Origin of the sequence: Cryobacterium sp. (assembly GCF_026786305.1) — a bacterium.
Lineage (GTDB): Bacteria > Actinomycetota > Actinomycetes > Actinomycetales > Microbacteriaceae > Cryobacterium.
Map to the genome: position 1 here is coordinate 63,724 of NZ_JAJAYI010000108.1, position 21,797 is coordinate 85,520.

A 21,797-nucleotide genomic window follows, 5' to 3' on the forward strand; every position below is an offset into this window, starting at 1 on the left:
CAGTTCGCGTGGGGCCAGCGCGACGGTGGCGGGAGTACCGAGGGCGTTCATAGCGAGACCACAATCAGCACGATCAGGAGAGCAACAAAAGAATAGGACAGGTAGCGGTGGATGCTGCCGTTGGCGACGTGGCGCACGACGATTCCGTAGCGTTGGAACAGGTTGAGCACCGGCCGATACAGCCGGGTTTCGATGACATCCGAGACACGCTGTTCCACCCGGACGTGTTCCACCAGATAGCGGGACTCGGCCACGTGGGTGACCTGCACGTCGCGCGACGGCTTGAGCACGTCGTCGAAGACCCGCACGAGCGGCTCGGCGTAGGAGGTCGCGGTGTACTGCATGCGCGGCCGTGCTCGGGAGCCGCCGCCACCCCATGGCAGGTCAATGGTGCGATGGGGATGCCGGCGAGCCGACACGATGATCGACACGATCACCGGGATGGCGACGAGGGCCGACAGTGCGACGAGTATGATCGGGTCGAGGACCGCCCCGATGCCCGGAAGTGACACGCCGCCGAGGCCGACCGACTGCACCGCGACGGTGGGGTTCGAGCTGATCGTGTTCGCCACGAGCGCGGCGATCGGCCCGGGGAGCAGCCCGAGGGCGAGCACCGAGAGGGCGCCGAGGGCCAGGGCGAGTTGCATGAGCGGCGGCACCTCACGGGCATCCGCGGCTTCAACGCTGCGGGGACGCGCGAGGAAGGCGATGCCGTAGGCCTTGACGAAGGTAAGCAGGGCCAGGCCGGCGGTGAGCGCGATCACGGCAACGGCGAGGGGCATGGCAACGGATGCCGCGACCGAGACGACCGCCCCGTCAAGGCGACCGCCGTGAATGAGTGACTGCAGCAGCATCCACTCGGCGACGAAACCGCTCGTGATCGGGATGGCGGCGGCGCCGAGGCTCGCGATGCCGAACGCCGAAGCGGTCACCGGCATGCGTGCGCCGAGCCCGCCGAGCCGGTCGAGGTTGCGTTCCCCGGTGGCGTGGATGATGGCACCGGCGCCGAGAAACAGCGTCGATTTGAACGCGGCGTGGCTGACGGCGAGGAGCAGGGCGGCGACGAGCGCGGCATCCGCTGCCGCCGTGGCGTCGTACCCGCGCAGCAGCATGCTCGCGCCGAGTCCGAGAAAGACCAGGCCCATGTTCTCGGTCGTCGAGTAGGCGAGCAGTACCTTGAGATCGCTCGATACGGAGGCCTGCAGAATGCCGTAGAGAGCGGATGCGCCACCGACCAACATGATCGCGATGGCCCACCAGGCGGGGCCGTCGGGCAGCAGGCGCACGCAGACCAGCAGACCGCCGTAGACACCGATCTTGACCATGGCGCCACTCATCGCGGCCGAGACGTGGCTGGGCGCTTCGGGCAACACCCGGGGCACCCAGACGTGCAGCGGCACGAGTTCGGCCTTACCGCCGAAGCCGAGTAGGAACAGCACGAAGGCCACGTTCGCCGGCCCTGAGCCGGGTTCAATCGCCTGCAGGTTGGTGAAGCTCGTACCATTCGACGCGGCTGCGAGCACGGCGAATCCGGCAAGAATGAAGAAGAAGCTCAGCTGCGACATTGCCGAGTACCAGATGCCGGCGGAGGCGACGGTGGCGCGGCTCGCGTGGTCGGCGAGCAGCAGCACGGTCGAGCCGAGGGTCATGATTTCCCAGGCGAGCAGGAACGAGACCGAGTCTGTCGCGGCTGGGACGAGCTGCATCCCCACGAGGAACACCGGCATGGCTGCCCAAGCGGTACGGCTCGCGTCGGGGCCGCGGGTGGAACTCATGGCGTAGAGCGACACGAGAATACCGACGCCGGAGACGATGAGCATGAACAGGCCGCCGAGACGATCGGGGGCCAGCAGCAGCGGGTCCATCGGAAGCGCGATCGGAATGAGCAGGCCGCCGGTGGCGCCCAGCAGGGCGGCGAGTCCGGTCAGAAAACCGGTCACCGCGATCAGGGTGCAGAGGATGCCGCCCGCCCGCGACCGCAGAGACGGTGCCCCCGCGAGGGCGCTCACCACGGCCAGCGCGCCGAGGCCCAGTTGCAGGAGCAGTCCTGCGCCGATGCCGGTCATCGGCCGGTCATCCTGCGCAGGGCCTCTACGATGTCGGCCGGCTCCGGCGGACTGCCGTGCACCTCGATGTCGACGTGCACGAAGTCCGACACGGGCCCCATGATGCCATAGCCGTCGCGGAAGGCTCCACCGTGCAGGGCGCAGTCACCGACCGCGATCACAAACCGGGGCGTGGGGGTGGCCTCGATGGTGCGGCGCAGCGGCTCAGCCATGTTGCGGGTCACGCTGCCGACGATGAGCAGCACGTCGGCGTGCCGCGGCGAAGGCACAAGGCGCACGCCGTAGCGTTCCACGTCGTAAACCGGGCCGAACGCGGCGGACACTTCAAGCGCACAGTCATTACAGCCGCCAGCATTGATGAAACGCACCTGCACGCTGCCGCCGAAGACCTGCGCACCCTCAAACAGCGGCGGGGCCGATGGTGCCGGTTCGGCGATGCGAGCGCCGTGACGAATAAGCGTGGCCAATCGCAGGAAACTCATACGAGTCCCCGGTGTGCATGCATGTTCACGAAGCTGGTGCCTTCTGTGGGGAGCGCGAAGTCGAAGGGTGAAGGGCAGGCGACGGATTCTGCGGTGCGTCTGGTTGAGTGCAATACTACCAGCGCAAGTAACTTCATTACTTCTTTATATAACTATATGAAGAATTTAGCAAATAGATCGAGAGGCGAGCACTGCCTACCCGCGTCGGTCCAGCAGCGGTGTGAGCCGATAGGGGATGACCTCGCCCATCGCGAGCGAGGTCTCGGTACGCTCGACACCGTTGCAGGCAAGAATTGTGCCGTCGATGCGAAACAGATCGGCGGCGTCGGTGCAGACCACCCGCACGAGCAGATCGGCCTGCCCGCTCATACCGTGCGCCTGCACGATCTCGGGGATCAGCGCAAGGTCGAGCACGATCTGGGCGAGCCGTTTCTGCTGCACGTGTACCTCGATGAACGCGGTCAACGGGTAGCCGAGGGCGGCCGGATTGATGCGGCGATCGAAGCCGAGAAAGGCGCCAGAATCTTCCAATCGTTTCATGCGGGCCTGCACGGTGTTGCGTGACAGGCCCAGGGTATCGGCGAGCGCAACAAAGGTGCTGCGCGGGTCGGCGGAGAGCGCTTGGAGGAGCTTCGTGTCGGTCTTGTCAAGGCTGTACATAGTGCAAAACATTAACACGGTCTGGCGAGCCTGAATAGGGCACTCTGCTCACTATTTCTGACAGCGGTTGTGCTCCCTGTTGCCTCGACATAGGCTCACGACAACTTTAGCAATGACGCTCGGAGCGAACCATGATTGATTTTTCCCCCCCGCTGGTGCAGCTTCTCTCGCTTGACGGCGAGCGGATTTCCCGCCCCGACTTCGACCCGTGGGTCTCCGATCTCGACGGGCCGGCTTTGCTGGCCCTCTACCGCGACATGGTCGTGGTCCGCCGCATCGACACCGAGGCGACCGCCCTGCAACGCCAGGGTGAACTGGGCCTGTGGCCGCCACTGCTCGGCCAGGAGGCCGCCCAGGTCGGCTCGGCTCGCGCCCTGCGCAACGACGACTTCGTCTTTCCGAGCTACCGCGAGAACGCGGTCGCCTACTGCCGCGGCGTTCAACTGACCGATATCGTCAGGGTCTGGCGGGGCAACGCCCAGTCCGGCTGGGACCCGTACACGGTCAATATGGCCACCCCGGCGATCATCATCGGCGCGCAGACCCTGCACGCCACCGGCTGGGCGCTCGGCGCCCAGCGCGACGAGGTCGACTCCGTCGCCATCACCTACTTCGGTGACGGCGCCACGAGCGAGGGCGACGTCAACGAGGCCTTGATCTTCGCGGCGAGTTTCCAGGCCCCGGTGATCTTCTTCTGCCAGAACAACCACTGGGCCATCTCCGAGCCGGTCGGGGTGCAGGCGCACCGCAACATCGCCGATCGCGCGCCGGGCTTCGGCATTCCCAGCCTGCGCATTGACGGTAACGACGTGATCGCGGTGCTGGCGGCGACCCGCATCGCCCTCGATCGCGCCAGAGCCGGCGATGGCCCCACCTTCATCGAAGCGGTCACCTACCGCATGGGGCCACACACCACAGCGGATGACCCCACCCGCTACCGCGACCCGGCCGAACTCGCCGAGTGGAAGACGCGCGACCCGTTGGTGCGCCTGCACCGGCTGCTGACGAAGCTCGGTGAGATCACCCCCGAGGTCGAGGCGGCCACCCAGGCCCTCGCCGATGCTGCGGCCGCCGAGCTGCGCGCGGGCTGCATCGGCATGCCCGACCCCGAGCCGCTCAGCGTATTCGACCACGTCTACGCCACCCCCAACGCCACCCTCGAGCGCCAGCGCACCGACTACGCCGGGTACCTCACGAGCTTCGGAAGTTCAGATCAGCCTGGAGAAGGACGATGACCATGACGACCCTGATGACCCCCTCAATCGTGTCGACGGTGCCCGGCCTCAACGCGCCGCAACCCAGCCCGCTCAGTGAAACGACGACCCTCACCGTGGCCAAGGCCATCAACGAGGGTCTGCGCCAAGCCATGCTCGATGACCCCAAGGTCGTGCTGCTCGGCGAGGACATCGGTGCCCTCGGCGGTGTCTTTCGCGTGACGAGCGACCTGCTCGCCCAGTTCGGCGCCCGCCGCGTGATCGACACGCCGCTCGCCGAATCCGCGATCATCGGCACCGCCGTTGGCCTGGCCTACCGCGGCTACCGCCCGGTCTGCGAGATCCAGTTCGACGGCTTCATATTTCCCGGCTTTGACCAGATTGTCAGCCAGGTAGCCAAGTTTCACTACCGCACCCAGGGTGCCGTGCGCATGCCGATCACCATTCGGGTGCCGTTCGGCGGCGGAATCGGAGCGGCCGAACACCACTCCGAATCGCCCGAGGCCTACTTCACCCACACCTCCGGCCTGCGCGTGATCGCCGTCTCCAACGCCCAGGATGCCTACAGCCTCATTCGGCAGGCCATCGCGAGCGACGACCCGGTGCTCTACTTCGAGCCCAAGCGCCGCTACCACGTCAAGGGCGAGGTCGTGCCCGAGCTGGGGGCTCCGATGGAGCAGGCCGTCATCGTGCGCCCCGGAACGGATGTCACCCTTCTCACCTATGGCGCGCTCGTGTCGACCGCGCGGGACGCGGCGCTCGCCGCCGCCGATGAGGGCGTTTCGATCGAGGTCATCGACCTGCGCTCACTGTCACCGGTGGACTACGCGGTGGTGGAGGCATCCGTTCGAAAGACCGGGCGTCTCGTCGTGACCCACGAGGCGGCCCAGTCGGGCGGACTCGGCGGCGAGATCATCGCGACCGTCACCGAGCGCTGTTTCAGCTACCTGGAATCTGCGCCGGTGCGGGTGACCGGCTTCGATGTGCCGTACCCGCCGGCCAAGCTCGAAAGCCACCACCTGCCCGACCTCGATCGCATTCTCGACGGCGTCGACCGGGTCATGGGGCGACGATGATCAAGGTATTCAAGCTGCCCGACCTCGGTGAGGGGCTCACCGAGAGTGAGATTGTGGCCTGGCTCGTGGCGCCGGGCGACGAGGTCACGCTCAACCAGCACATCGCTGACGTCGAGACGGCCAAGGCCGTGGTCGAGCTGCCGAGCCCGTTCGCCGGAGTGGTGCGCGTGCTGCACCAGCCGGCCGGCGTGGTCGTGCGCGTCGGCGAACCGATCGTTTCCTTCGACATCGGCGGCGCCGCCGAGCCCGCTTCCGCTCCACCAACGGATGCCGCAGCGTCGGCCGCAGCGTCGGCTTCGGACTCCGCTCCGGCCGAGCAGCGCGAGGCCAACCTGGTCGGCTACGGCCCGACGGTGGAGCGCGGCGGCCACCCCCAGCGTCGGGCTCGCCCGGGCAGCGGTCCACTGGTGCCGGAAGATCAGCCCGCGGCCGACCACGCACCGTCAGCCGAGGCTGACCAGCCTGTGGCCGCCGCGACGCCCGCCGAACAGCCCGCCGAACAGCCCGCCGAACAGCCCGCAGAACAGCCCGACGAACAGCCCGCCGCGACCCCTACCGAACAGCCCGCCGCCGCATCCGCTGGGGACCGGCCGCGCTCGACGCCGCCGGTACGGGCCCTGGCCCGTGACCTCGGAATCGACCTCAACACCGTCACCGGAACCGGTCGCGACGGCCTGATCACACGCGCTGACGTGCGTGCCCACAGCACCGAGTCGGTGCCGGCGCGCGCCCTGCACGGGGCCCCCCCGACGACAACGGGCGGCCGGGCCACGTCGGCCACGAGTCTCGACGTCGGGGTGCGCGAGACCCGCACACCGATCAAGAGCCTGCGCAAACTCACCGCTGCGGCCATGGTGCAGAGCGCGTTCACGGCGCCGCACGTGACCGAGTTTCTCACCGTCGACGTCACACCAACCCTCGAGCTGCTCGATGCTCTGCGCGCCGACCGGCACTTCGCCGACGCCGGGATCGGCATCCTCGCCGTGGTGGCCAAGGCGCTCTGTCTCGCCGTGGGCCGCACCCCCTCGGTGAACACCCGGTGGGACGAGCCGGCCGGGGAAATCGTGCAGTTCCACCACGTGAACCTCGGCATCGCCGCGGCGACGCCGCGCGGGCTGCTCGTGCCGAACATCGTCGATGCCGACCGCCTCGACCTGCGCGGCATCGCCGACGCGCTCGCCGAGCTCACCGCTGCGGCCCGGGCCGGCACGACGACCCCGGCGGCGCTGTCCGGCGGCACCATCACCATCACCAATATCGGGGTGTTCGGCATTGACGCCGGTACGCCGATAATCAACCCGGGGGAGGCGGCGATTCTCGCACTGGGCGCCATCCGCTCCAAGCCGTGGGAGTATCGTGGGCAGGTCGCCTTGCGCAAGGTGCTCACGCTCAGCCTGTCATTCGACCACCGCCTGGTCGACGGCGAGCAGGGTTCACGCTTTCTGGCCGACATCGGAACTGTCCTCGCCAATCCCGCCCGGGTTCTGACCATGGTCTAGCGGTTGACTGGGGTGCGGGGGCGGAGCAGAGTGGAGTCATGAATGCTCACGGCGCACTCCTCGCCCCTTTCACGACGACGAAGCAGCTGGCGGAGACGGCTTTCGTGCACCTCGACGGATGCCTGCACGCCACGTTCCGCACCAAAGACTTCGCGTCGGCTCTGGAACTTGTCAACCGGGTGGGCGAGGTCGCCGAGGCCATGAATCACCACCCCGACGTGCGATTGGGCTACGGCACGGTGTCACTCACCCTGACGTCCCACGACGTCGGGGGAGTCACCGCGCGCGACCTTGATCTGGCGGCCCGGGTGCAGCAGATCGCCGACACCCTCGGCGCCACTGCGAGCGACGCGCGGCCGACCCGCTACGACATTGCCATCGACTGCACCGACGCGGACGCGGTTCGCCCGTTCTGGCGGGTCGGCCTCGGCTACATCGAGGTTGCCGGCGACGACGGCGTTGAGCTGGTCGACCCGCGTGGCCTCGCCCCCAAGGTCTGGTTTCAGCACATGGAAATCTCCCGCACTGATCGCAACCGTATCCACCTCGACGTCTACGTTCCCAGCGATGATGCCGAGGATCGGGTCGCGGCCGTGCTCGAGGCCGGTGGTGTGCTGCTCACCGACGAACACGCTCCAGACTGGTGGGTGCTCACCGACGTCGAGGGCAACGAGCTCTGCGTCTGTACGGCCGCGTTCTAAGCTGCTCGAACGGACCGGTGAAGGTCGGCTCGCCAAAGAAACTTAGTCCCCGGTCAGGCCGAGGGCCGCGAGCGCCATCTCCTCGAGCAGGGCGCGCACGGCGGGCTGCGCTGAGGCGCGCGCGCTGTGCGGCGTCGAGTTCAACAGCCCGAAGGTCGCGTGGGCGCGAATGCGCAGCTGCGCCTCGTCGACCGGGGGGTGCACTCGCTGCAACACCCGTACCCAGAGTTCCACGTACTCGCGTTGCAGCACTCGCACGCGGTGCCGGTCCGACTCGGCCAGGCTGTCGAGGTCACGGTCCTGCACGCGGATCACGTCGGGGTTCGACAGGGCGAAGTTCACGTGAAAACGCACGAGATCGCGCAGGGCGGCCGCGGCATCCGTTGTCGCCGTGACGACCGAACCGCCCCCGGCGACGAGATCCTCGCTCACGTCAGTGAGCAGGGCGGCGAGCACGGCCTGCTTGCCGGTGAAGTGGCGGTACACCGCCGGTCCGCTCACCCCGACGGCCGCACCGAGGTCTTCGATCGAGACACCGTTGAAGCCCGATCGGGCAAACAGGGTAGCCGCCGCGCGCAGCAGGGCGCTCCGCCGGTCGGCCTTAGCCTGGCTGCGCGGAGTTGTTGGACTGCGCGGAGTTGTTGGACTGCGCGGTGTGCTTCTCTGAACGCTGGACATTTCAGTTAATACTAGCTAACCTGATCTGAGTTACCAATCATTAACTGTGATTGGCGTCAAGTCGAAGGAGACTCAGCCGGCGATGCACGCACTCACGAGTGAGCTCGACCACAGCGCCCCGACCTTTCGCGCCAACGACACCGAGCAGCGCGCCCTCGTCGCCGATCTCCGCTCGCGCCTCGCCACTGCTGCGCTCGGCGGCCCCGAGGCCTCCCGGCAGCGGCACGTCGCCCGCGGCAAGCTCCTGCCGCGGGAGCGCGTCGACCGGCTGCTCGATGAGGGCAGCCCCTTCCTCGAAATTGCCCCGCTCGCCGCCACCGGGCTGTACCACGACGACAGTCCCGGCGCCGGTCTCATCGCGGGAATCGGCCTCGTTCACGGCCGCCCCGTGCTCGTCATCTGCAACGATGCCACCGTCAAGGGCGGCACCTACTACCCGCTCACGGTCAAGAAGCACCTGCGTGCCCAAGAAATTGCCCTCGAGAACCGCCTTCCGTGCGTCTACCTGGTTGACTCCGGCGGCGCCTTCCTGCCGCGGCAAGACGAGGTCTTTCCCGACCGCGACCACTTCGGTCGCATCTTCTTCAACCAGGCGCGGATGTCCGCGGCCCGCATTCCTCAGATCGCCGCGGTGCTGGGCTCGTGCACGGCTGGCGGCGCCTACGTTCCGGCGATGAGCGACGAAACCGTGATTGTGCGCAACCAGGGCACGATCTTTCTCGGCGGACCGCCGCTCGTCAAGGCCGCGATCGGCGAGATCGTCTCGGCCGAGGAATTGGGCGGCGGCGACCTGCACTCCCGAGTGTCGGGCGTCACCGACCACCTCGCCGAGAACGACGACCACGCCCTGCAGATCGTGCGCGACATCGTGGCAACCCTGCCGCCGCCCGCCTCATCGGCCTGGCCGGTGCTGCCGGTGCGCGAGCCGACCGCTCCCGCCGACGAACTCTACGGCGCCGTGCCCGTCGACGTGCAGCAGCCCTACGACGTGCGTGAGGTCATCGTCCGGCTTGTGGACGCGAGCGAATTCCACGAATTCAAGAAGGAATACGGCACCACCCTCGTCACCGGATTCGCCCACCTGCACGGCCATCCTGTGGGCATCGTCGCGAACAACGGCATCCTGTTCGCCGAATCGGCGCAGAAGGGCGCCCACTTCATTGAACTGTGCGACCAGCGAGGCATTCCCCTCATTTTTCTGCAGAACATCTCCGGATTCATGGTGGGAACGGACGCCGAGGCCGGCGGCATCGCCAAGCACGGCGCCAAAATGGTCACCGCCGTCGCCACCACCCGCGTTCCCAAACTCACCGTCGTCATCGGCGGGTCCTTCGGCGCCGGCAACTATTCCATGTGCGGCCGCGCCTACTCGCCGCGCTTCCTCTGGATGTGGCCGGGAAGCCGCATCTCGGTGATGGGTGGCCCGCAGGCGTCCGCCGTGCTCGCGACCGTTAAACGCGAGCAGATCGAGTCGCGTGGGGAAAAGTGGTCGGACGAGGCCGAGGCGACGTTCAAGAAACCCATCCTTGAGCAGTACGAGCAGCAGGGCAGCCCGTACTACTCGACTGCTCGGCTCTGGGACGACGGCGTTATCGACCCGGCCGACACCCGCACCGTACTCGGTCTTGCCCTCGAAGTATGCGCCGCCGTCGCCCTGCCCGATCCCGCCTTCGGCCTGTTTCGGATGTGAGCTGATGCCCCAGAACTCCGCCTTCGATACCGTGCTCGTCGCCAATCGCGGCGAGATCGCCTGCCGCATCATGCGCACCCTGCGCGAGCGGGGCATCCGCTCGATAGCCGTCTACAGTGACGCCGATCGTGGGGCCAGGCACGTGCAGCTAGCGGATGCGGCGGTGCGCATCGGCCCCGCCGCCCCGGCCCAGAGTTATCTCAGCATCGACGCTCTTCTCGCCGCCGCCGCGCAGACCGGCGCCCAGGCCATTCACCCGGGCTACGGGTTCCTCAGCGAAAACCAGGCCTTCGCGCAGGCCTGCGCCGACGCCGGCATCGTGTTCATCGGGCCGAGCGTCAACGCGCTGGCCGTGATGGGTGACAAGATCCGCTCCAAGAACCACGTCGCCGCCTTCGGGGTGCCGATCATTCCCGGAATCGCTCGCCCCGGGCTCAGCGACGAGGAGCTCATCGGGGCCGCGGCTGAGGTGGGGTATCCGCTGCTGATCAAACCGTCAGCAGGAGGCGGTGGCAAGGGCATGCAGATCGTCGAGGGCGCCGAGCTCCTCGCCGATGCCCTGGTGACCGCCCGTCGCATCGCCGCGAGCGCGTTCGGCGACGACACCCTTTTTCTGGAGCGGCTCGTCGCCACGCCCCGCCACATCGAGGTGCAGGTGCTCGCGGACAATTATGGTGCCGTCATTCACCTCGGCGAACGGGAGTGTTCGCTGCAGCGCCGCCACCAAAAGGTCATCGAAGAAGCCCCGTCACCGCTGCTCGACGCGTCCACCCGGGCACGCATTGGCGAGGCCGCCTGCGCCGCCGCCCGTAGCGTCGACTATCGCGGAGCCGGCACGGTCGAGTTTCTGGTCGCCGCCAACGCCCCCGACGAGTTCTTCTTCATGGAGATGAACACCCGTCTGCAGGTCGAGCACCCGGTCACCGAACTCGTGACCGGCGTCAACCTGGTCGACTGGCAGCTGCGCATCGCCGCGGGGGAGCCACTTACCCTCGCACAGACCGACATATGCCTCAGTGGGCATGCGATCGAGGCGCGGGTCTACGCCGAAAACCCAAACCGCGACTTTCTGCCGATGACCGGCACGGTCCTGGCCCTGCGGGAGCCCGTCGGCGACGGAATTCGCGTCGACAGTGCACTCCTACCGGGCTTGGAGATTGGCGGCGCCTACGACCCGATGCTCGCCAAGGTCGTGGCCTGGGGTCCCGACCGGGCCACCGCCATCGCCCGCCTCGACCGTGCCCTCGCCGACACCCTCGTGCTCGGCGTACATACCAATCTGGAATACCTTCGCCTGCTGCTGCACGAACCCGCCGTGCGTGCCGGCCAGCTCGATACCGGTCTGATCGAGCGCACCCTGCCGCATCTGGCCTTCAGGCAGGCCGATGACCACGTGCTCGCGGCCGCAGCCCTGCTGCTTCATGTTGCCGCCGAGCCCAAGACGTCGATCTGGGAGCGGCCGAGCGGATGGCGACTCGGTGAGCACCGTCCAACCCGCTACCAGCTCGGTGTGGCTGGTGCGGGTGCGGGTGGTGCGGGTGCGGGCGGTGCGGCTGCGGGTGGCGGTGTCGTCACCGTGAGCGTTCTTGGGGAACCGGACGCAGCATCCGTCACCGTCGGCGAGCACCCGCCGGCCCTCGGTAGCATCCGGGCTGTGGATGTCGGCCGGGTTCGAGTCGAGTTCGCGGGAGTGACGCGCCGGTACGACCTGGCACGCACGACCAGCCACCTGCACCTCGGTCACGACGGTGTCGTGTTTGATCTCGGGCTGCCCAGCCGCGCCGAACAACTGGCCGAGCTGCTCGCCGGGCGCGATCGGGTTGCGGGCACGGTGCCCCCCGAGGTGCGCTCCCCGATGCCGGGCACGGTCGTGTCCGTGCCGGTCACGACCGGGGACCGGGTGGTCGCCGGGCAGACCCTCGCCACCATCGAGGCCATGAAAATGGAGCACAAACTCGTGGCAAACCAGCCGGGCACCGTCACCATCACCGTCACTCCCGGCGACCTCGTGCGCCTCGACCAGATCGTCGCGACCGTCACCCCCGAACCCGTCACCCGCCAACCCGGCACCCCCGACCCCGCAATCCCGAAACCCGCTGCCGAACCCGGCATCAGTACCCACCCAGACCAGGGAGACCCACAATGAGCTACGAACTCAGCCCCACCCAGCAGGCCCTCAGCGACCAGGTTCGCGACTTCGCCGACACGGTTGTCGCGCCCGCCGCCTACGAGTACGACACCAAGCGCAGCCTGCCCTACGGCATCATCGACCAGATGGGCGAGATGGGATTGTTCGGCCTGCCGTTCCCGAAAGAATACGGCGGCCAGGGCAGCGACTACTTCTCGCTCTGCCTCGCCGTCGAACAACTCGGGCGCGTCGACCAGAGCATCGCTGTCACCCTCGAAGCCGGCGTGGGACTTGGCATCATGCCGGTATACCGTCGAGGCACCGAGGAACAAAAGCAGGAGTGGGTTCCGCTGCTCGCGAGCGGTAAGGCACTCTCCGCCTTCGGTCTCACCGAAGCGGATGCCGGCTCCGACGCCGCCGGCACCAAGACCACGGCAGAACTCGTGGCCGGCGAATGGGTGATCAACGGCAGTAAACAGTTCATCACCAACTCCGGCAGCGACATCACTCGACTGGTCACGGTGACCGCGGCCACCGGCCAATCGACCCGCGGCGACGGCTCGATCAAGAAAGAACTCACCGCCATCCTGGTGCCGACACCGGCACCCGGGTTCACCGTGCTTCCCGCCTACGACAAGGTCGGCTGGCACACCTCCGACACGCATCCGCTGCTTTTCGACAATGTGCGCGTACCCGAGGCGAACCTGCTCGGTGAGCGTGGCCGCGGCTTCGCCAACTTCGTGCAAACCCTCGACGAGGGTCGAATCGCCTTCGCTGCGCTCTGCACCGGAGCGGCCCAGGGCTGCCTCGAGGAGTCGGTGCGCTACGCCAAGAGCCGCAACGTGTTTGGCCGCGCCATCGGATCCAACCAGCACATCGCGTTCAAACTCGCGCGGATGCAAGCGCGTGTGCACAGCGCGCGCCTCGCCTATTACGACGCGGCGCTCACCATGATCAGCGGTCGCCCGTTCAAGATGGAGGCGTCGATCGCCAAGATGATCGGCAGCGAAGCGGCTATGGACAACGCCCGTGACGCCACCCAAATCTTCGGCGGTTACGGTTTCATGAACGAAAACCCGGTCGCCCGGCACTATCGTGATTCTAAAGTGCTCGAACTGGGCGAGGGTACGACCGAGGTACAGCTCATGGTCATCGCCCGGACGCTCGGCTTCGCGGCCTGACCGAACTGATCGGCCTGGATCGGCTGGGCGGCCTGATATGACTGGGCGGCCTGATATGACTGAGCGGCCTAATATGACTGAGCGGCCTGATAAGACTGAGCGGCCTGATAAGACTGAGGAGAAGCGGATGCCCGACCCCGGTACCCCCGATAGCCCGCCCGTCGTCGTCGTGCCCAGTGCGGGCGAGCGCCACCCCGTGGAGCAGCGCGGCCTCTACTACGAGGAGTTCGACCTCGCCGCGCTCTACCAGCACCGTCCCGGCCGCACCGTGACCGAGGCCGACAATGTGCTGTTCACGACGATGACCATGAACACGCAGGCCTTGCACCTCGACGCGGCCTGGTCGGCCACCCAGCCGTTCGGCGAACGCCTGGTGAATTCGATGTTCACCCTCTCAACCATGGTCGGCAGCTCGGTCGCGCAATTGACCCAGGGCACGATCGTGGCGAACCTGGGTTTTTCGACCGTGACGTTTCCGCATCCGCTTCATCACGGCGACACCCTGTATTCGGAGACCATCGTTACCGACAAACGGCTCTCCAACAGCCGAGTGGGGCAGGGCATCATCACGCTCGAACACACCGGCCGCAACCAGAACGGTGTCGTCGTCGGTACGGCTGTGCGCACCGTGCTGGTCTGGTGCCGCGAGGCTGCAGAATGAGCGGCCCGTTCGATGGCGGCCCCCTCGATTCTGACCCGTTCGATTCAGGCCCGTTCGATTCAGGCCCGTTCGATCAGGACTTCGACCCGGACGGCCCCGACCCCTTCAACGGCAGCACCGCGGGGCTCAGCCCGTTCACCCCGGCCCCGTTCACCCTCGGCCCTGCCCTGTTATTCTGCCCGGCCGACCGGCCCGAGCGCTACGCGAAGGCGAGCGAGCGCGCCGATGCTGTCATCCTCGACCTCGAAGATGCCGTCGCGCCCGTCGACCGGGCCGCTGCGCGGCGCGCTCTGATCGAGCATCCGCTTGACCCTGCGCGCACGATCGTGCGCATCAATCCGGCCGACAGCGTCGATTTCGCGCTTGACCTGGCCGCGCTCGAGCGCACGGACTACCGTGACGTCATGCTCGCCAAGACCGTCAGCGCCGGTCAGGTCGAATTGCTCGCTGCGTTTCGGGTAATTGCCCTGTGCGAAACCGCAGCCGGTGTCATCTCGGCAACCGAGATTGCCGCCGAACGCAACGTCGTCGCGCTCATGTGGGGTGCCGAAGACCTCGTCGCCTCGCTCGGCGGCACCTCCAGCCGGTACCCCGACGGGCGCTACCGTGACGTCGCCCGCCAGGCCCGGTCGATGGTGCTGCTCGCTGCCGGAGCCCACGACAAGGCCGCCATCGACACCGTGCACCTCGACATCACCGACACGGCCGGGCTCGCGCTCGAGGCAGCGGATGCCGTCGCAAGCGGATTTACCGCCTCCGCCTGCATTCACCCCAGCCAGGTCGCCGTCATTCGCGCCGCGTACCAGCCGACCGCCGCCGAAGTGGACTATGCCCTCGGATTGCTCGAGGCCGCCGCGAGTGCGCGCGGTGTCTTCCAGCACGAGGGCCGCATGGTCGATGGCCCGGTGTTGCGTCACGCCGAGGCCGTGCTGCGTCGGGCCGCCCGCTGAGCGAGCCTCGCCGGGCCCACCCGGGAACACGGTAAGTTCTGCGCCCCTGTGGCGGTCCCGGGCCCGGAACAGGCAGAGGCGGGCTCAAGCGGCCTTTGCGGCCAGAACCTTGTCGATCGCGTCGATGATCTCGGTCGACTCCGGCTCCACCGACGAGGCGAAACGGTCCACGACCACACCGGTCGGGCTCACCAGAAACTTTTCGAAGTTCCATTTTATCAGTCCGGGCAGCATGCTCTTTTTGAATTTGGTCAGCTCGGCATACAGCGGATGCTGGTGCTTGCCCCGCACATCGACCTTGGCCGTCATCGGAAAGGTCACCCCGTAGGTCATGCTGCAGAATTCAACGATGTCCGCCTCGGTGCCGGGTTCCTGGCCCATGAACTGGTTGCTCGGCAGTGCGAGTACGACCAGGCCCTCGTCAAAGTAGCGCTGGTAGAGCGCCTCCAGGCCGGCGTACTGCCGGGTGAAGCCGCACTTCGAGGCCACGTTGACGACAAGAACCGTCTTGCCTGAGTAGGTGCCGAAGGTGGTTTCTGCACCGTCGATGAGCGTGAGGGGAATGTCATACAGCGCAGAAGAAGTCATTCGAAAATATTATCGATACCGCCTCCGCGCTGCCTGAACAGCGCCTGTGTAGATCGTGCGTGTGCCCCAACCAGGAACTCGGTCACGTAGTCTGGACTCAGTTCAGAAGTCATGGCGGTCCAGTAGCGGACCCGGGTTTCTCAGCTCGCGCGGCGCAGCGCATTCTTCCCGCCGACCGGGCCACCCCCCAGTTTCACTCGAATAAGTCCCGCGCAGACATGCCATCTTCGTGGACGCTTCGACGATCGCGCGTTGCTCTGGTCCACGGTCGGCATTCGCTAGTCATCAATTGCACCAGGAGCACCATGAATTCCTACGTATCGAAGTTCACGAACCGCACCAACACTGCCAATCAGTTCATCACGCCCGACGTTCGTCGTGCGATCACCGCCACCGGCTACGTCAGCGGTTCCGCGCAGCACCTCGAGGCTGGCGAATACGTTTCGCCGCGCACTGCCGCGCCCCGCGCCGCCTAGTCAACAGCTGGACCGTCCCCGGGCGGTCGGTAACCCGACGAGAGGGACTCCGCCATGCGCGGGGTCCCTCTTTCGTACCCGAAAACGCCGATCGTTGATGCATCGGTAGACTAAGGAGGTATCTGGCCGGCATTTTGCCTGCCCGCCGGACACGACGCGAGGAACGCGTATGCGCACTGAAGCCCCCTGAGTAATCCTTCGAGGCTTCGCATGCCCGAGCTCGGTCCCCACACACCTCGACGTGCAGTACCGCAGACAACGAAATGAGATTCATGAATAACCACTACCTCGACCTGAGCACTCCGCCGGCACTGCCGGCTCGCGGCATGCGCATCATCCCGCTCGGAGGCCTCGGCGAGATCGGCCGCAACATGACCGTCTTCGAGCACAAGGGAAAGCTGCTCATCATCGACTGCGGCGTTCTCTTTCCCGAGGACAACCAGCCCGGCATCAACGTGATCCTGCCCGACTTCACGGCCATCCGCGACCGCCTGCAGGACATTGAGGCCATCGTGCTCACCCACGGCCACGAAGACCACATTGGCGCCGTACCGTACCTGCTCAAGGAACGCGGCGACATTCCCGTCGTCGGCTCCAAGCTCACCCTGGCTTTCCTCGCTGCCAAGCTGCAGGAGCATCGTCTCAGCCAGAACTTCATCGAGGTGAAAGAGGGTGAGCGCCGCACCATCGGCCAGTTCGACCTTGAGTTCATTGCCGTCAACCATTCCATTCCCGACGGGCTGGCCATCGCCATTCGTACCGAAGCCGGCCTGGTGCTCGCCACCGGTGACTTCAAGATGGATCAGTTCCCGCTCGACAAGCGCCTCACCGATCTCGGTGCCTTCGCACGCTTGGCCGAAGAGGGTGTCGACCTGTTCATGACGGACTCGACCAACGCCGAGGTTCCCGGCTTCACCACCGCTGAGAAGGACATTGGACCGGCGATCGACACCGTGTTCCGCACCTCCCCGCGTCGCATTATCGTGTCGAGCTTCGCGAGCCACGTGCACCGCATTCAGCAGGTCATCGACGCTGCCGTGACGCACAACCGCAAAGTGGCCTTCGTTGGCCGTTCCATGGTGCGCAACATGGGGATCGCGAGTGAGCTCGGCTACCTCAACATTCCCAAGGACCTTCTCGTTGATATGAAGGCGCTCGAGCGCATGAAGGACGACAAGGTCGTTCTCATCTGCACCGGCTCGCAGGGTGAGCCGATGGCTGCTCTCTCGCGCATGGCGAATCGCGAGCACGTCATCAAGATCGGCGAGGGCGACACCGTGCTGCTCGCTAGCTCGTTGATCCCCGGCAACGAGAACTCCATCTACCGCGTCATCAACGGCCTGATTCGTTGGGGTGCCAACGTCGTGCACAAGGGCAATGCCAAGGTGCACGTCTCCGGCCACGCAAGCGCCGGCGAGCTCGTCTACTGCTACAACATCGTCAAGCCGGTCAACGTCATGCCGATCCACGGTGAATGGCGCCACCTCACTGCCAACGCCGACCTCGCCATCCAGACCGGTGTCCCCGACGAGAACGTTATCGTTGTCGAAGACGGCGTCGTCGTTGACCTCATCGATGGCCAGGCCAAGGTCACCGGCCGTGTTGTCGCCGACTACATCTTCGTTGACGGTATGACTGTTGGTGGGGCATCCACTGCCGCGATGGAAGACCGTCGTAAGCTCGCCGAGGATGTCACCATTACCATCCTCGGAATTCTCAACGCCAAGACCGGCACGCTCTCCGAGCCCGTCGAGTTCCTGGCCCGCGGTTTCGTGCACGACGACGAGTGGGTCAAGGGCGCGACCAAGGTCATCGATGAAGCCATGAAGGCCGCGAACCGCATCAAGATCGTTGACGGCGCCGAACTTGAGGACCTGTTCACGCAGTCCGTGAGCCGCTGGATGAACCGCAAGTACCGTCGCAGCCCGGTTATCACCTCCGTGGTCGTCGACGCCTAACCAACACCGACACGGGCGAAAGGCCGCATCCTCGTTGAGGATGCGGCCTTTCGCCATAACTAAACAAGCTACCTGAAGTCGTCGGCGGTTGCGTTCGCGATGTCGATCAGCACGAGCTTCGGGTTCTCCTTGGCGATCGCCTGCAGCCGCCACGGCGTACTGAACAGTGCCAGTAGCGTGCCGTCCGAGCGGGTGAACACCTCCACCTGACGGGTTCCGGCGAGCAGGAGCGCGCTTTCCTTATCGGTCTTGCGGGCCACCTGGTAGGGGAGCGCTTCCATGCGAATGTCGGCGTGAAAATCGTGCACCATGCGGTCTTCAACGACCTCGAACTGCATCGGCCCGACGGCGCCGAGCACGGGAGCCTGCTCGCCGCGCACCTCGGAGCGCATCACCTGGATGACGCCCTCATGGTCGAGCTGGTCGATGCCGCGTCGAAACTGCTTGTGCTTGCTGCTGTCGACCGGGCGGATGGCACGAAAATGTTCGGGAGAGAACAACGGCAGCGGTGGAAACTCCACGCGCTCGTCTTCGAAGATCGAGTCGCCCACGCGCAGCGCCGACGCGTTGACGAGCCCGACGATGTCGCCGGGCCAGGCCTGGTCGGTGACGGTACGTTCCTTGCCGAACAGCTGCTGGGCATACTTGGTGGCGAAGGGTCGGCCGGTCGCCGCGTGGGTGACGACCATGCCGCGGCGAAATTCGCCCGAGCACACGCGCACGAAGGCCACGTGGTCGCGGTGCGCCGAGTTCATGCCGGACTGCACCTTGAACACGAAACCGGAGAATGGTGAGGTCACCTTGCGCGGGTTCCCGTCGATGTCGATACGGGCTTCGGCCGGCGGCGCGAACTCGACCAGGGTGTCGAGCAGCTGCTGCACCCCGAAGTTCGCCACGGCGGCGCAGAAGAGCACCGGGGTGGTCTGCCCGTCGAGAAACAGCTCGGCGTCATGATTCTGGGATTCCGCGTCGAGCAGTTCCGATTCTTCGACAGCGGATGCCCAGGCCGGGCCTTCTTCGATCGCCGCGTCGGCCGCATCCAGCCGCACCGTTTCGGCCACTGTCGCGCCGCCGGCGGTGCGGGTGTATCGCAGGAAGTCGCCCGAACGGCGATCGAGCACTCCGCGCAGATCGCCAGCCTCGCCGACCGGCCAGTTGAGCGGGGTCGGCAGCAGGCCGGTGCGGGTCTGGATCTCATCCATCAGGGCCAGGGGAGTGTCGCCCGGGCGGTCCCACTTGTTGATGACGGTGATGACGGGAAGCCCGCGCTGCTTGCAGACGGCGAACAACTTCATGGTCTGCGGTTCGAGGCCCTTGGCGGCGTCGACGAGCATCACCGCGGCATCCACTGCGGATAGCACCCGAAAGGTGTCCTCAGAGAAGTCGGCGTGGCCGGGCGTGTCGACGAGGTTGATCACGGCATCGTGGTACTCGAACTGAATCGCGGCACTCGTGACCGAGATACCACGGGCCTTCTCCATCTCCATCCAGTCTGAGACGGTGCCGCGGCGACCGGCCTTTCCGTGCGTGGCGCCAGCGGAGGTGATCGCACGGGCGTGCAGCAGCAGGGCTTCGGTCAAGGTGGACTTGCCGGCGTCGGGGTGGGAGATCACGGCGAAGGTGCGGCGCCTGCGAGCCTCACGGGGAACCTGGGGGTTGGGCACGTCGGCGAGGGTGGTCATGGCTGCTTTCCTGCGGCTGATTCGGGCAGGATACCTAGCCAGCCGATCGATCAGAAGATTCGACAGCGGGCGGCCCAGGCCGGATGTGCACCTGCATATCCGGCCCAATTTTCGCGCAACCTCCAGTCTAACAAACCGGGCGCGTGCCGACTTGCGGGCCACAGCCGACAGTCACCACCCCGATTAGCCCGCAACCGACGTACATTTTGGTAACAGTTTCGCGTGCCTCCGGAAAATGTCGGTGGCCTCGCCTACTGTCGGGCACAGAGAAGTCTACGAAGAGAAAACCCGTCGCACCTGAGGGGCCGGGCGAACAACCGGGAGGAGAACGCAATGACCCGACAGGCTGTCTCGTCCTCTCTCGATGCGATGGCGATCGACCGTTTGGACCAGGCTGAGACGACGGTCGGTGCGGGCCCGGTTCGCCGCCAGATTTCGGGAACCGAGCTGCGCGTGCATCCGCTGGCCCTCGGCTGCAACGCCTTCGGCTGGACGGCGACGGGTGAAGCCTCCATCGCTATTCTCGACGCGCACCAGGGCCTCGGCGGCAATTTTCTCGACACCGCCGACAGCTTCGCCGCCGGGCGCAGCGAAGTGATTATCGGGTCGTGGCTGCGTTCGCGCGGAGCGCGCGCCGAGACCGTTCTGGCCACCAAGATCGGCCGCAATCTCGATAACCCCGGACTGACCCAGCGCAGCATCGTGGGCGCCGTCGAAGCCAGCCTCGTGCGGCTCGGCACCGATTATCTCGACCTGCTCTACTTTCACCTCGACGACAAGACCGTCCCACTCGAAGAGAGCCTCGTGGCCGTTGACGCCCTCGTTCGCGCCGGCAAGGTGCGTTACCTCGGGGCGTCGAACTTCGCGGCGGACCGGCTCATGGAGGCGCGGGTGCTCTCGGCCCTCGGCCTGCCCAAGTTCGTCGCCGTCGAAACGCCCTACAATCTAGTGCACCGGGCCGAGCTCGAGAAAGACGTCGCCGTCGTTGCCCGCGCCCAACACCTCGCCCTGATGCCCGGCTTCGCCCTCGCCCACGGGTTTCTGGCCGGTGCGTTCCGCACCAAAGCGGATGCCGCCGGCACCGCTCGCGGGCAGCTCGCCGCGGTCTACCTGAACCGTCGCTCGCGGCGCGTGCTCGCCGTGGTCGACCGCATCGCTGCCGCGAACGCCGTGGCACCGGCGTCGATTGCCCTGGCCTGGCTGCTCGCCCGCCCCGACGTGGTCGCACCGGTGGCTGGCGCCGGCCGGGCCGACCAGGTGCACTCCCTGGTCGCCGCGGCCGGCATCCGCCTGGGCCGTAACGACCTGCTCGACCTCGACCGGGTGTCGGCCTACTGAGCGTTAGTCGCCCGACTCGTCGAGAACGCGCTGGATAGCGCGCAGCAAAGCGGTGTGGGCACCGATCGGGTCGCCGAGATTGGCGCCGGCGAAGGCGCCGTCTCGGGCCAGAAAGAAGTCATCGGCCGCGTCACCGGGTCGGGCATGGCCCATGCCACGAAACATGTCCTCAATCGACCGGCCGTACCAGTCCCGGTGTGCAGCAACAGCCTGACGCACCGGATGGGCCGCGTCGGTGAACTGCGCGGCGGCGTTGATGAACGGGCAGCCGTGAAAGCCTTCGCGAATGACCTGCGCTGAGATCTCGTTGACCACGCCGCGCAGCCGCTGCTCGGGGGTGTCGAAGCGGGTGTCGAGGCTGGCGAGAAAATCGCGGGCAAGCCGGTCCCGGCCCTGTAGATACACGACGATGAGGGCATCCTTGGAACGGTAGTACTTGTAGAAGGTCGCTTTGGTGACCTTGGACTCGCTGATGATGCGGTCCACACCCACGGTGTGTACACCCTCGGTATAGAACAGACGGTCGGCGGTGGCGAGAATGCGCACCTTGGCGTGTGTCGCCGGCCGAACGGCTTCATCTGTCAGCATGGTCATGCGGGCACTCCTTTGGTGAGGGGGTGAAATCGGCCCCGGATGAACGTAAATCCGGAGGTTTCCCCGGTCGGCCTCCAGACTGTAACACACCCTAGACAGACCAGTCTGTCGAAACGGGCCGCACGGGCAGTTCCGGCCAAAGTGGGGGTAGGCCGGAGGTTCGGCGCCGGGCACC

Annotated in this window: 19 protein-coding genes; 12 read left to right on the forward strand and 7 right to left on the reverse strand. The window is 66.5% G+C overall.

Annotated features, from left to right (window positions below; translation table 11 throughout):
- Positions 1–47: 47 nt before the first annotated feature.
- From LH475_RS14080 to LH475_RS14090, 3 genes are all read right to left on the reverse strand, one after another.
- Positions 48–2,066 carry a proton-conducting transporter membrane subunit gene (locus LH475_RS14080; RefSeq protein ID WP_196844906.1) on the reverse strand — a complete coding sequence of 673 codons (2,019 nt, stop codon included), beginning with the start codon at positions 2,064–2,066 and terminating at the stop codon, positions 48–50.
- Positions 2,063–2,548 (reverse strand): oxidoreductase, encoded by a 486-nt coding sequence (locus tag LH475_RS14085; RefSeq protein WP_297414672.1) that lies wholly within the window; start codon positions 2,546–2,548, stop codon positions 2,063–2,065. The genes LH475_RS14080 and LH475_RS14085 overlap by 4 nt, the downstream gene beginning before the upstream one ends.
- Before the next feature lie 195 nt (positions 2,549–2,743).
- Entirely contained in the window at positions 2,744–3,208 is a 465-nt protein-coding gene (locus LH475_RS14090) for an Lrp/AsnC family transcriptional regulator (RefSeq protein WP_196844939.1), read from the reverse strand.
- A gap of 131 nt (positions 3,209–3,339) precedes the next feature.
- Between LH475_RS14090 and pdhA the strand changes: the two genes are divergently transcribed.
- Genes pdhA through LH475_RS14110 form a run of 4 tightly spaced genes read left to right on the forward strand, consistent with a single transcriptional unit; the run spans position 3,340 to position 7,698 of the window.
- Complete coding sequence (gene pdhA / locus LH475_RS14095; RefSeq protein WP_196844908.1) at positions 3,340–4,443, forward strand: pyruvate dehydrogenase (acetyl-transferring) E1 component subunit alpha; 1,104 nt, start codon at positions 3,340–3,342, stop codon at positions 4,441–4,443.
- The gene (locus LH475_RS14100) at positions 4,440–5,498 is read left to right on the forward strand and encodes an alpha-ketoacid dehydrogenase subunit beta (RefSeq protein WP_297414674.1); all 1,059 of its coding nucleotides are present in this window, start codon (positions 4,440–4,442) and stop codon (positions 5,496–5,498) included. The genes pdhA and LH475_RS14100 overlap by 4 nt, the downstream gene beginning before the upstream one ends.
- Positions 5,495–6,997 carry a 2-oxo acid dehydrogenase subunit E2 gene (locus LH475_RS14105; RefSeq protein WP_297414676.1) on the forward strand — a complete coding sequence of 501 codons (1,503 nt, stop codon included), beginning with the start codon at positions 5,495–5,497 and terminating at the stop codon, positions 6,995–6,997. Before LH475_RS14100 ends, LH475_RS14105 begins: the two co-directional genes overlap by 4 nt.
- Positions 6,998–7,035: 38 nt before the next feature.
- On the forward strand, positions 7,036–7,698 hold the full coding sequence (locus LH475_RS14110; RefSeq protein ID WP_196844910.1) for a 4a-hydroxytetrahydrobiopterin dehydratase: 663 nt from the start codon (positions 7,036–7,038) through the stop codon (positions 7,696–7,698).
- A gap of 42 nt (positions 7,699–7,740) precedes the next feature.
- On the opposite strand, the gene LH475_RS14115 is transcribed toward LH475_RS14110, so the two are convergent.
- A complete protein-coding gene (locus tag LH475_RS14115) occupies positions 7,741–8,376 on the reverse strand; it encodes a TetR/AcrR family transcriptional regulator (RefSeq protein WP_196844911.1) in 636 nt (211 codons plus the stop codon).
- Positions 8,377–8,458: 82 nt separating this feature from the next.
- Here LH475_RS14115 and LH475_RS14120 point away from each other — a divergent pair, with 82 nt between their 5' ends.
- The 5 genes from LH475_RS14120 (at position 8,459) to LH475_RS14140 (ending at position 14,986) form a co-directional block, all read left to right on the forward strand.
- Positions 8,459–10,066: a carboxyl transferase domain-containing protein gene (locus LH475_RS14120; protein ID WP_297414680.1), complete on the forward strand. Its 1,608-nt coding sequence runs from the start codon at positions 8,459–8,461 to the stop codon at positions 10,064–10,066.
- 4 nt (positions 10,067–10,070) lie between these two features.
- Complete coding sequence (locus tag LH475_RS14125) at positions 10,071–12,212, forward strand: biotin carboxylase N-terminal domain-containing protein (protein WP_196844913.1); 2,142 nt, start codon at positions 10,071–10,073, stop codon at positions 12,210–12,212.
- Positions 12,209–13,375, forward strand: a complete 1,167-nt coding sequence (locus tag LH475_RS14130) for an acyl-CoA dehydrogenase family protein (protein ID WP_297414682.1) — start codon at positions 12,209–12,211, stop codon at positions 13,373–13,375. The genes LH475_RS14125 and LH475_RS14130 overlap by 4 nt, the downstream gene beginning before the upstream one ends.
- A gap of 127 nt (positions 13,376–13,502) precedes the next feature.
- Complete coding sequence (locus LH475_RS14135) at positions 13,503–14,036, forward strand: MaoC family dehydratase (RefSeq protein WP_196844915.1); 534 nt, start codon at positions 13,503–13,505, stop codon at positions 14,034–14,036.
- A complete protein-coding gene (locus LH475_RS14140) occupies positions 14,033–14,986 on the forward strand; it encodes a CoA ester lyase (RefSeq protein ID WP_196844916.1) in 954 nt (317 codons plus the stop codon). Before LH475_RS14135 ends, LH475_RS14140 begins: the two co-directional genes overlap by 4 nt.
- Before the next feature lie 84 nt (positions 14,987–15,070).
- Here LH475_RS14140 and LH475_RS14145 read toward each other — a convergent pair whose 3' ends face one another.
- A complete protein-coding gene (locus LH475_RS14145) occupies positions 15,071–15,574 on the reverse strand; it encodes a glutathione peroxidase (RefSeq protein WP_297414685.1) in 504 nt (167 codons plus the stop codon).
- A 305-nt stretch (positions 15,575–15,879) separates the two neighbouring features.
- Between LH475_RS14145 and LH475_RS14150 the strand changes: the two genes are divergently transcribed.
- Positions 15,880–16,050: a hypothetical protein gene (locus LH475_RS14150; protein ID WP_196844918.1), complete on the forward strand. Its 171-nt coding sequence runs from the start codon at positions 15,880–15,882 to the stop codon at positions 16,048–16,050.
- A gap of 272 nt (positions 16,051–16,322) precedes the next feature.
- Complete coding sequence (locus tag LH475_RS14155; protein WP_297414688.1) at positions 16,323–18,008, forward strand: ribonuclease J; 1,686 nt, start codon at positions 16,323–16,325, stop codon at positions 18,006–18,008.
- 68 nt (positions 18,009–18,076) lie between these two features.
- Here LH475_RS14155 and LH475_RS14160 read toward each other — a convergent pair whose 3' ends face one another.
- The gene (locus LH475_RS14160) at positions 18,077–19,690 is read right to left on the reverse strand and encodes a peptide chain release factor 3 (protein ID WP_196844920.1); all 1,614 of its coding nucleotides are present in this window, start codon (positions 19,688–19,690) and stop codon (positions 18,077–18,079) included.
- A gap of 333 nt (positions 19,691–20,023) precedes the next feature.
- Here LH475_RS14160 and LH475_RS14165 point away from each other — a divergent pair, with 333 nt between their 5' ends.
- Entirely contained in the window at positions 20,024–21,028 is a 1,005-nt protein-coding gene (locus LH475_RS14165; protein WP_196844921.1) for an aldo/keto reductase, read from the forward strand.
- Between the two features lie 3 nt (positions 21,029–21,031).
- Here LH475_RS14165 and LH475_RS14170 read toward each other — a convergent pair whose 3' ends face one another.
- Complete coding sequence (locus LH475_RS14170; protein WP_196844922.1) at positions 21,032–21,622, reverse strand: TetR/AcrR family transcriptional regulator; 591 nt, start codon at positions 21,620–21,622, stop codon at positions 21,032–21,034.
- Positions 21,623–21,797: the final 175 nt, after the last annotated feature.

Coding starts and splice junctions, on each gene's coding strand:
- LH475_RS14080 (WP_196844906.1), bottom strand. CDS start 2,066: ATGACCGGCATCGGCGCAGGACTGCTCCTGCAACTGGGCCTCGGCGCG.
- LH475_RS14085 (WP_297414672.1), bottom strand. CDS start 2,548: ATGAGTTTCCTGCGATTGGCCACGCTTATTCGTCACGGCGCTCGCATC.
- LH475_RS14090 (WP_196844939.1), bottom strand. CDS start 3,208: ATGTACAGCCTTGACAAGACCGACACGAAGCTCCTCCAAGCGCTCTCC.
- pdhA (WP_196844908.1), top strand. CDS start 3,340: ATGATTGATTTTTCCCCCCCGCTGGTGCAGCTTCTCTCGCTTGACGGC.
- LH475_RS14100 (WP_297414674.1), top strand. CDS start 4,440: ATGACCATGACGACCCTGATGACCCCCTCAATCGTGTCGACGGTGCCC.
- LH475_RS14105 (WP_297414676.1), top strand. CDS start 5,495: ATGATCAAGGTATTCAAGCTGCCCGACCTCGGTGAGGGGCTCACCGAG.
- LH475_RS14110 (WP_196844910.1), top strand. CDS start 7,036: ATGAATGCTCACGGCGCACTCCTCGCCCCTTTCACGACGACGAAGCAG.
- LH475_RS14115 (WP_196844911.1), bottom strand. CDS start 8,376: ATGTCCAGCGTTCAGAGAAGCACACCGCGCAGTCCAACAACTCCGCGC.
- LH475_RS14120 (WP_297414680.1), top strand. CDS start 8,459: ATGCACGCACTCACGAGTGAGCTCGACCACAGCGCCCCGACCTTTCGC.
- LH475_RS14125 (WP_196844913.1), top strand. CDS start 10,071: ATGCCCCAGAACTCCGCCTTCGATACCGTGCTCGTCGCCAATCGCGGC.
- LH475_RS14130 (WP_297414682.1), top strand. CDS start 12,209: ATGAGCTACGAACTCAGCCCCACCCAGCAGGCCCTCAGCGACCAGGTT.
- LH475_RS14135 (WP_196844915.1), top strand. CDS start 13,503: ATGCCCGACCCCGGTACCCCCGATAGCCCGCCCGTCGTCGTCGTGCCC.
- LH475_RS14140 (WP_196844916.1), top strand. CDS start 14,033: ATGAGCGGCCCGTTCGATGGCGGCCCCCTCGATTCTGACCCGTTCGAT.
- LH475_RS14145 (WP_297414685.1), bottom strand. CDS start 15,574: ATGACTTCTTCTGCGCTGTATGACATTCCCCTCACGCTCATCGACGGT.
- LH475_RS14150 (WP_196844918.1), top strand. CDS start 15,880: ATGAATTCCTACGTATCGAAGTTCACGAACCGCACCAACACTGCCAAT.
- LH475_RS14155 (WP_297414688.1), top strand. CDS start 16,323: ATGAATAACCACTACCTCGACCTGAGCACTCCGCCGGCACTGCCGGCT.
- LH475_RS14160 (WP_196844920.1), bottom strand. CDS start 19,690: ATGACCACCCTCGCCGACGTGCCCAACCCCCAGGTTCCCCGTGAGGCT.
- LH475_RS14165 (WP_196844921.1), top strand. CDS start 20,024: ATGACCCGACAGGCTGTCTCGTCCTCTCTCGATGCGATGGCGATCGAC.
- LH475_RS14170 (WP_196844922.1), bottom strand. CDS start 21,622: ATGACCATGCTGACAGATGAAGCCGTTCGGCCGGCGACACACGCCAAG.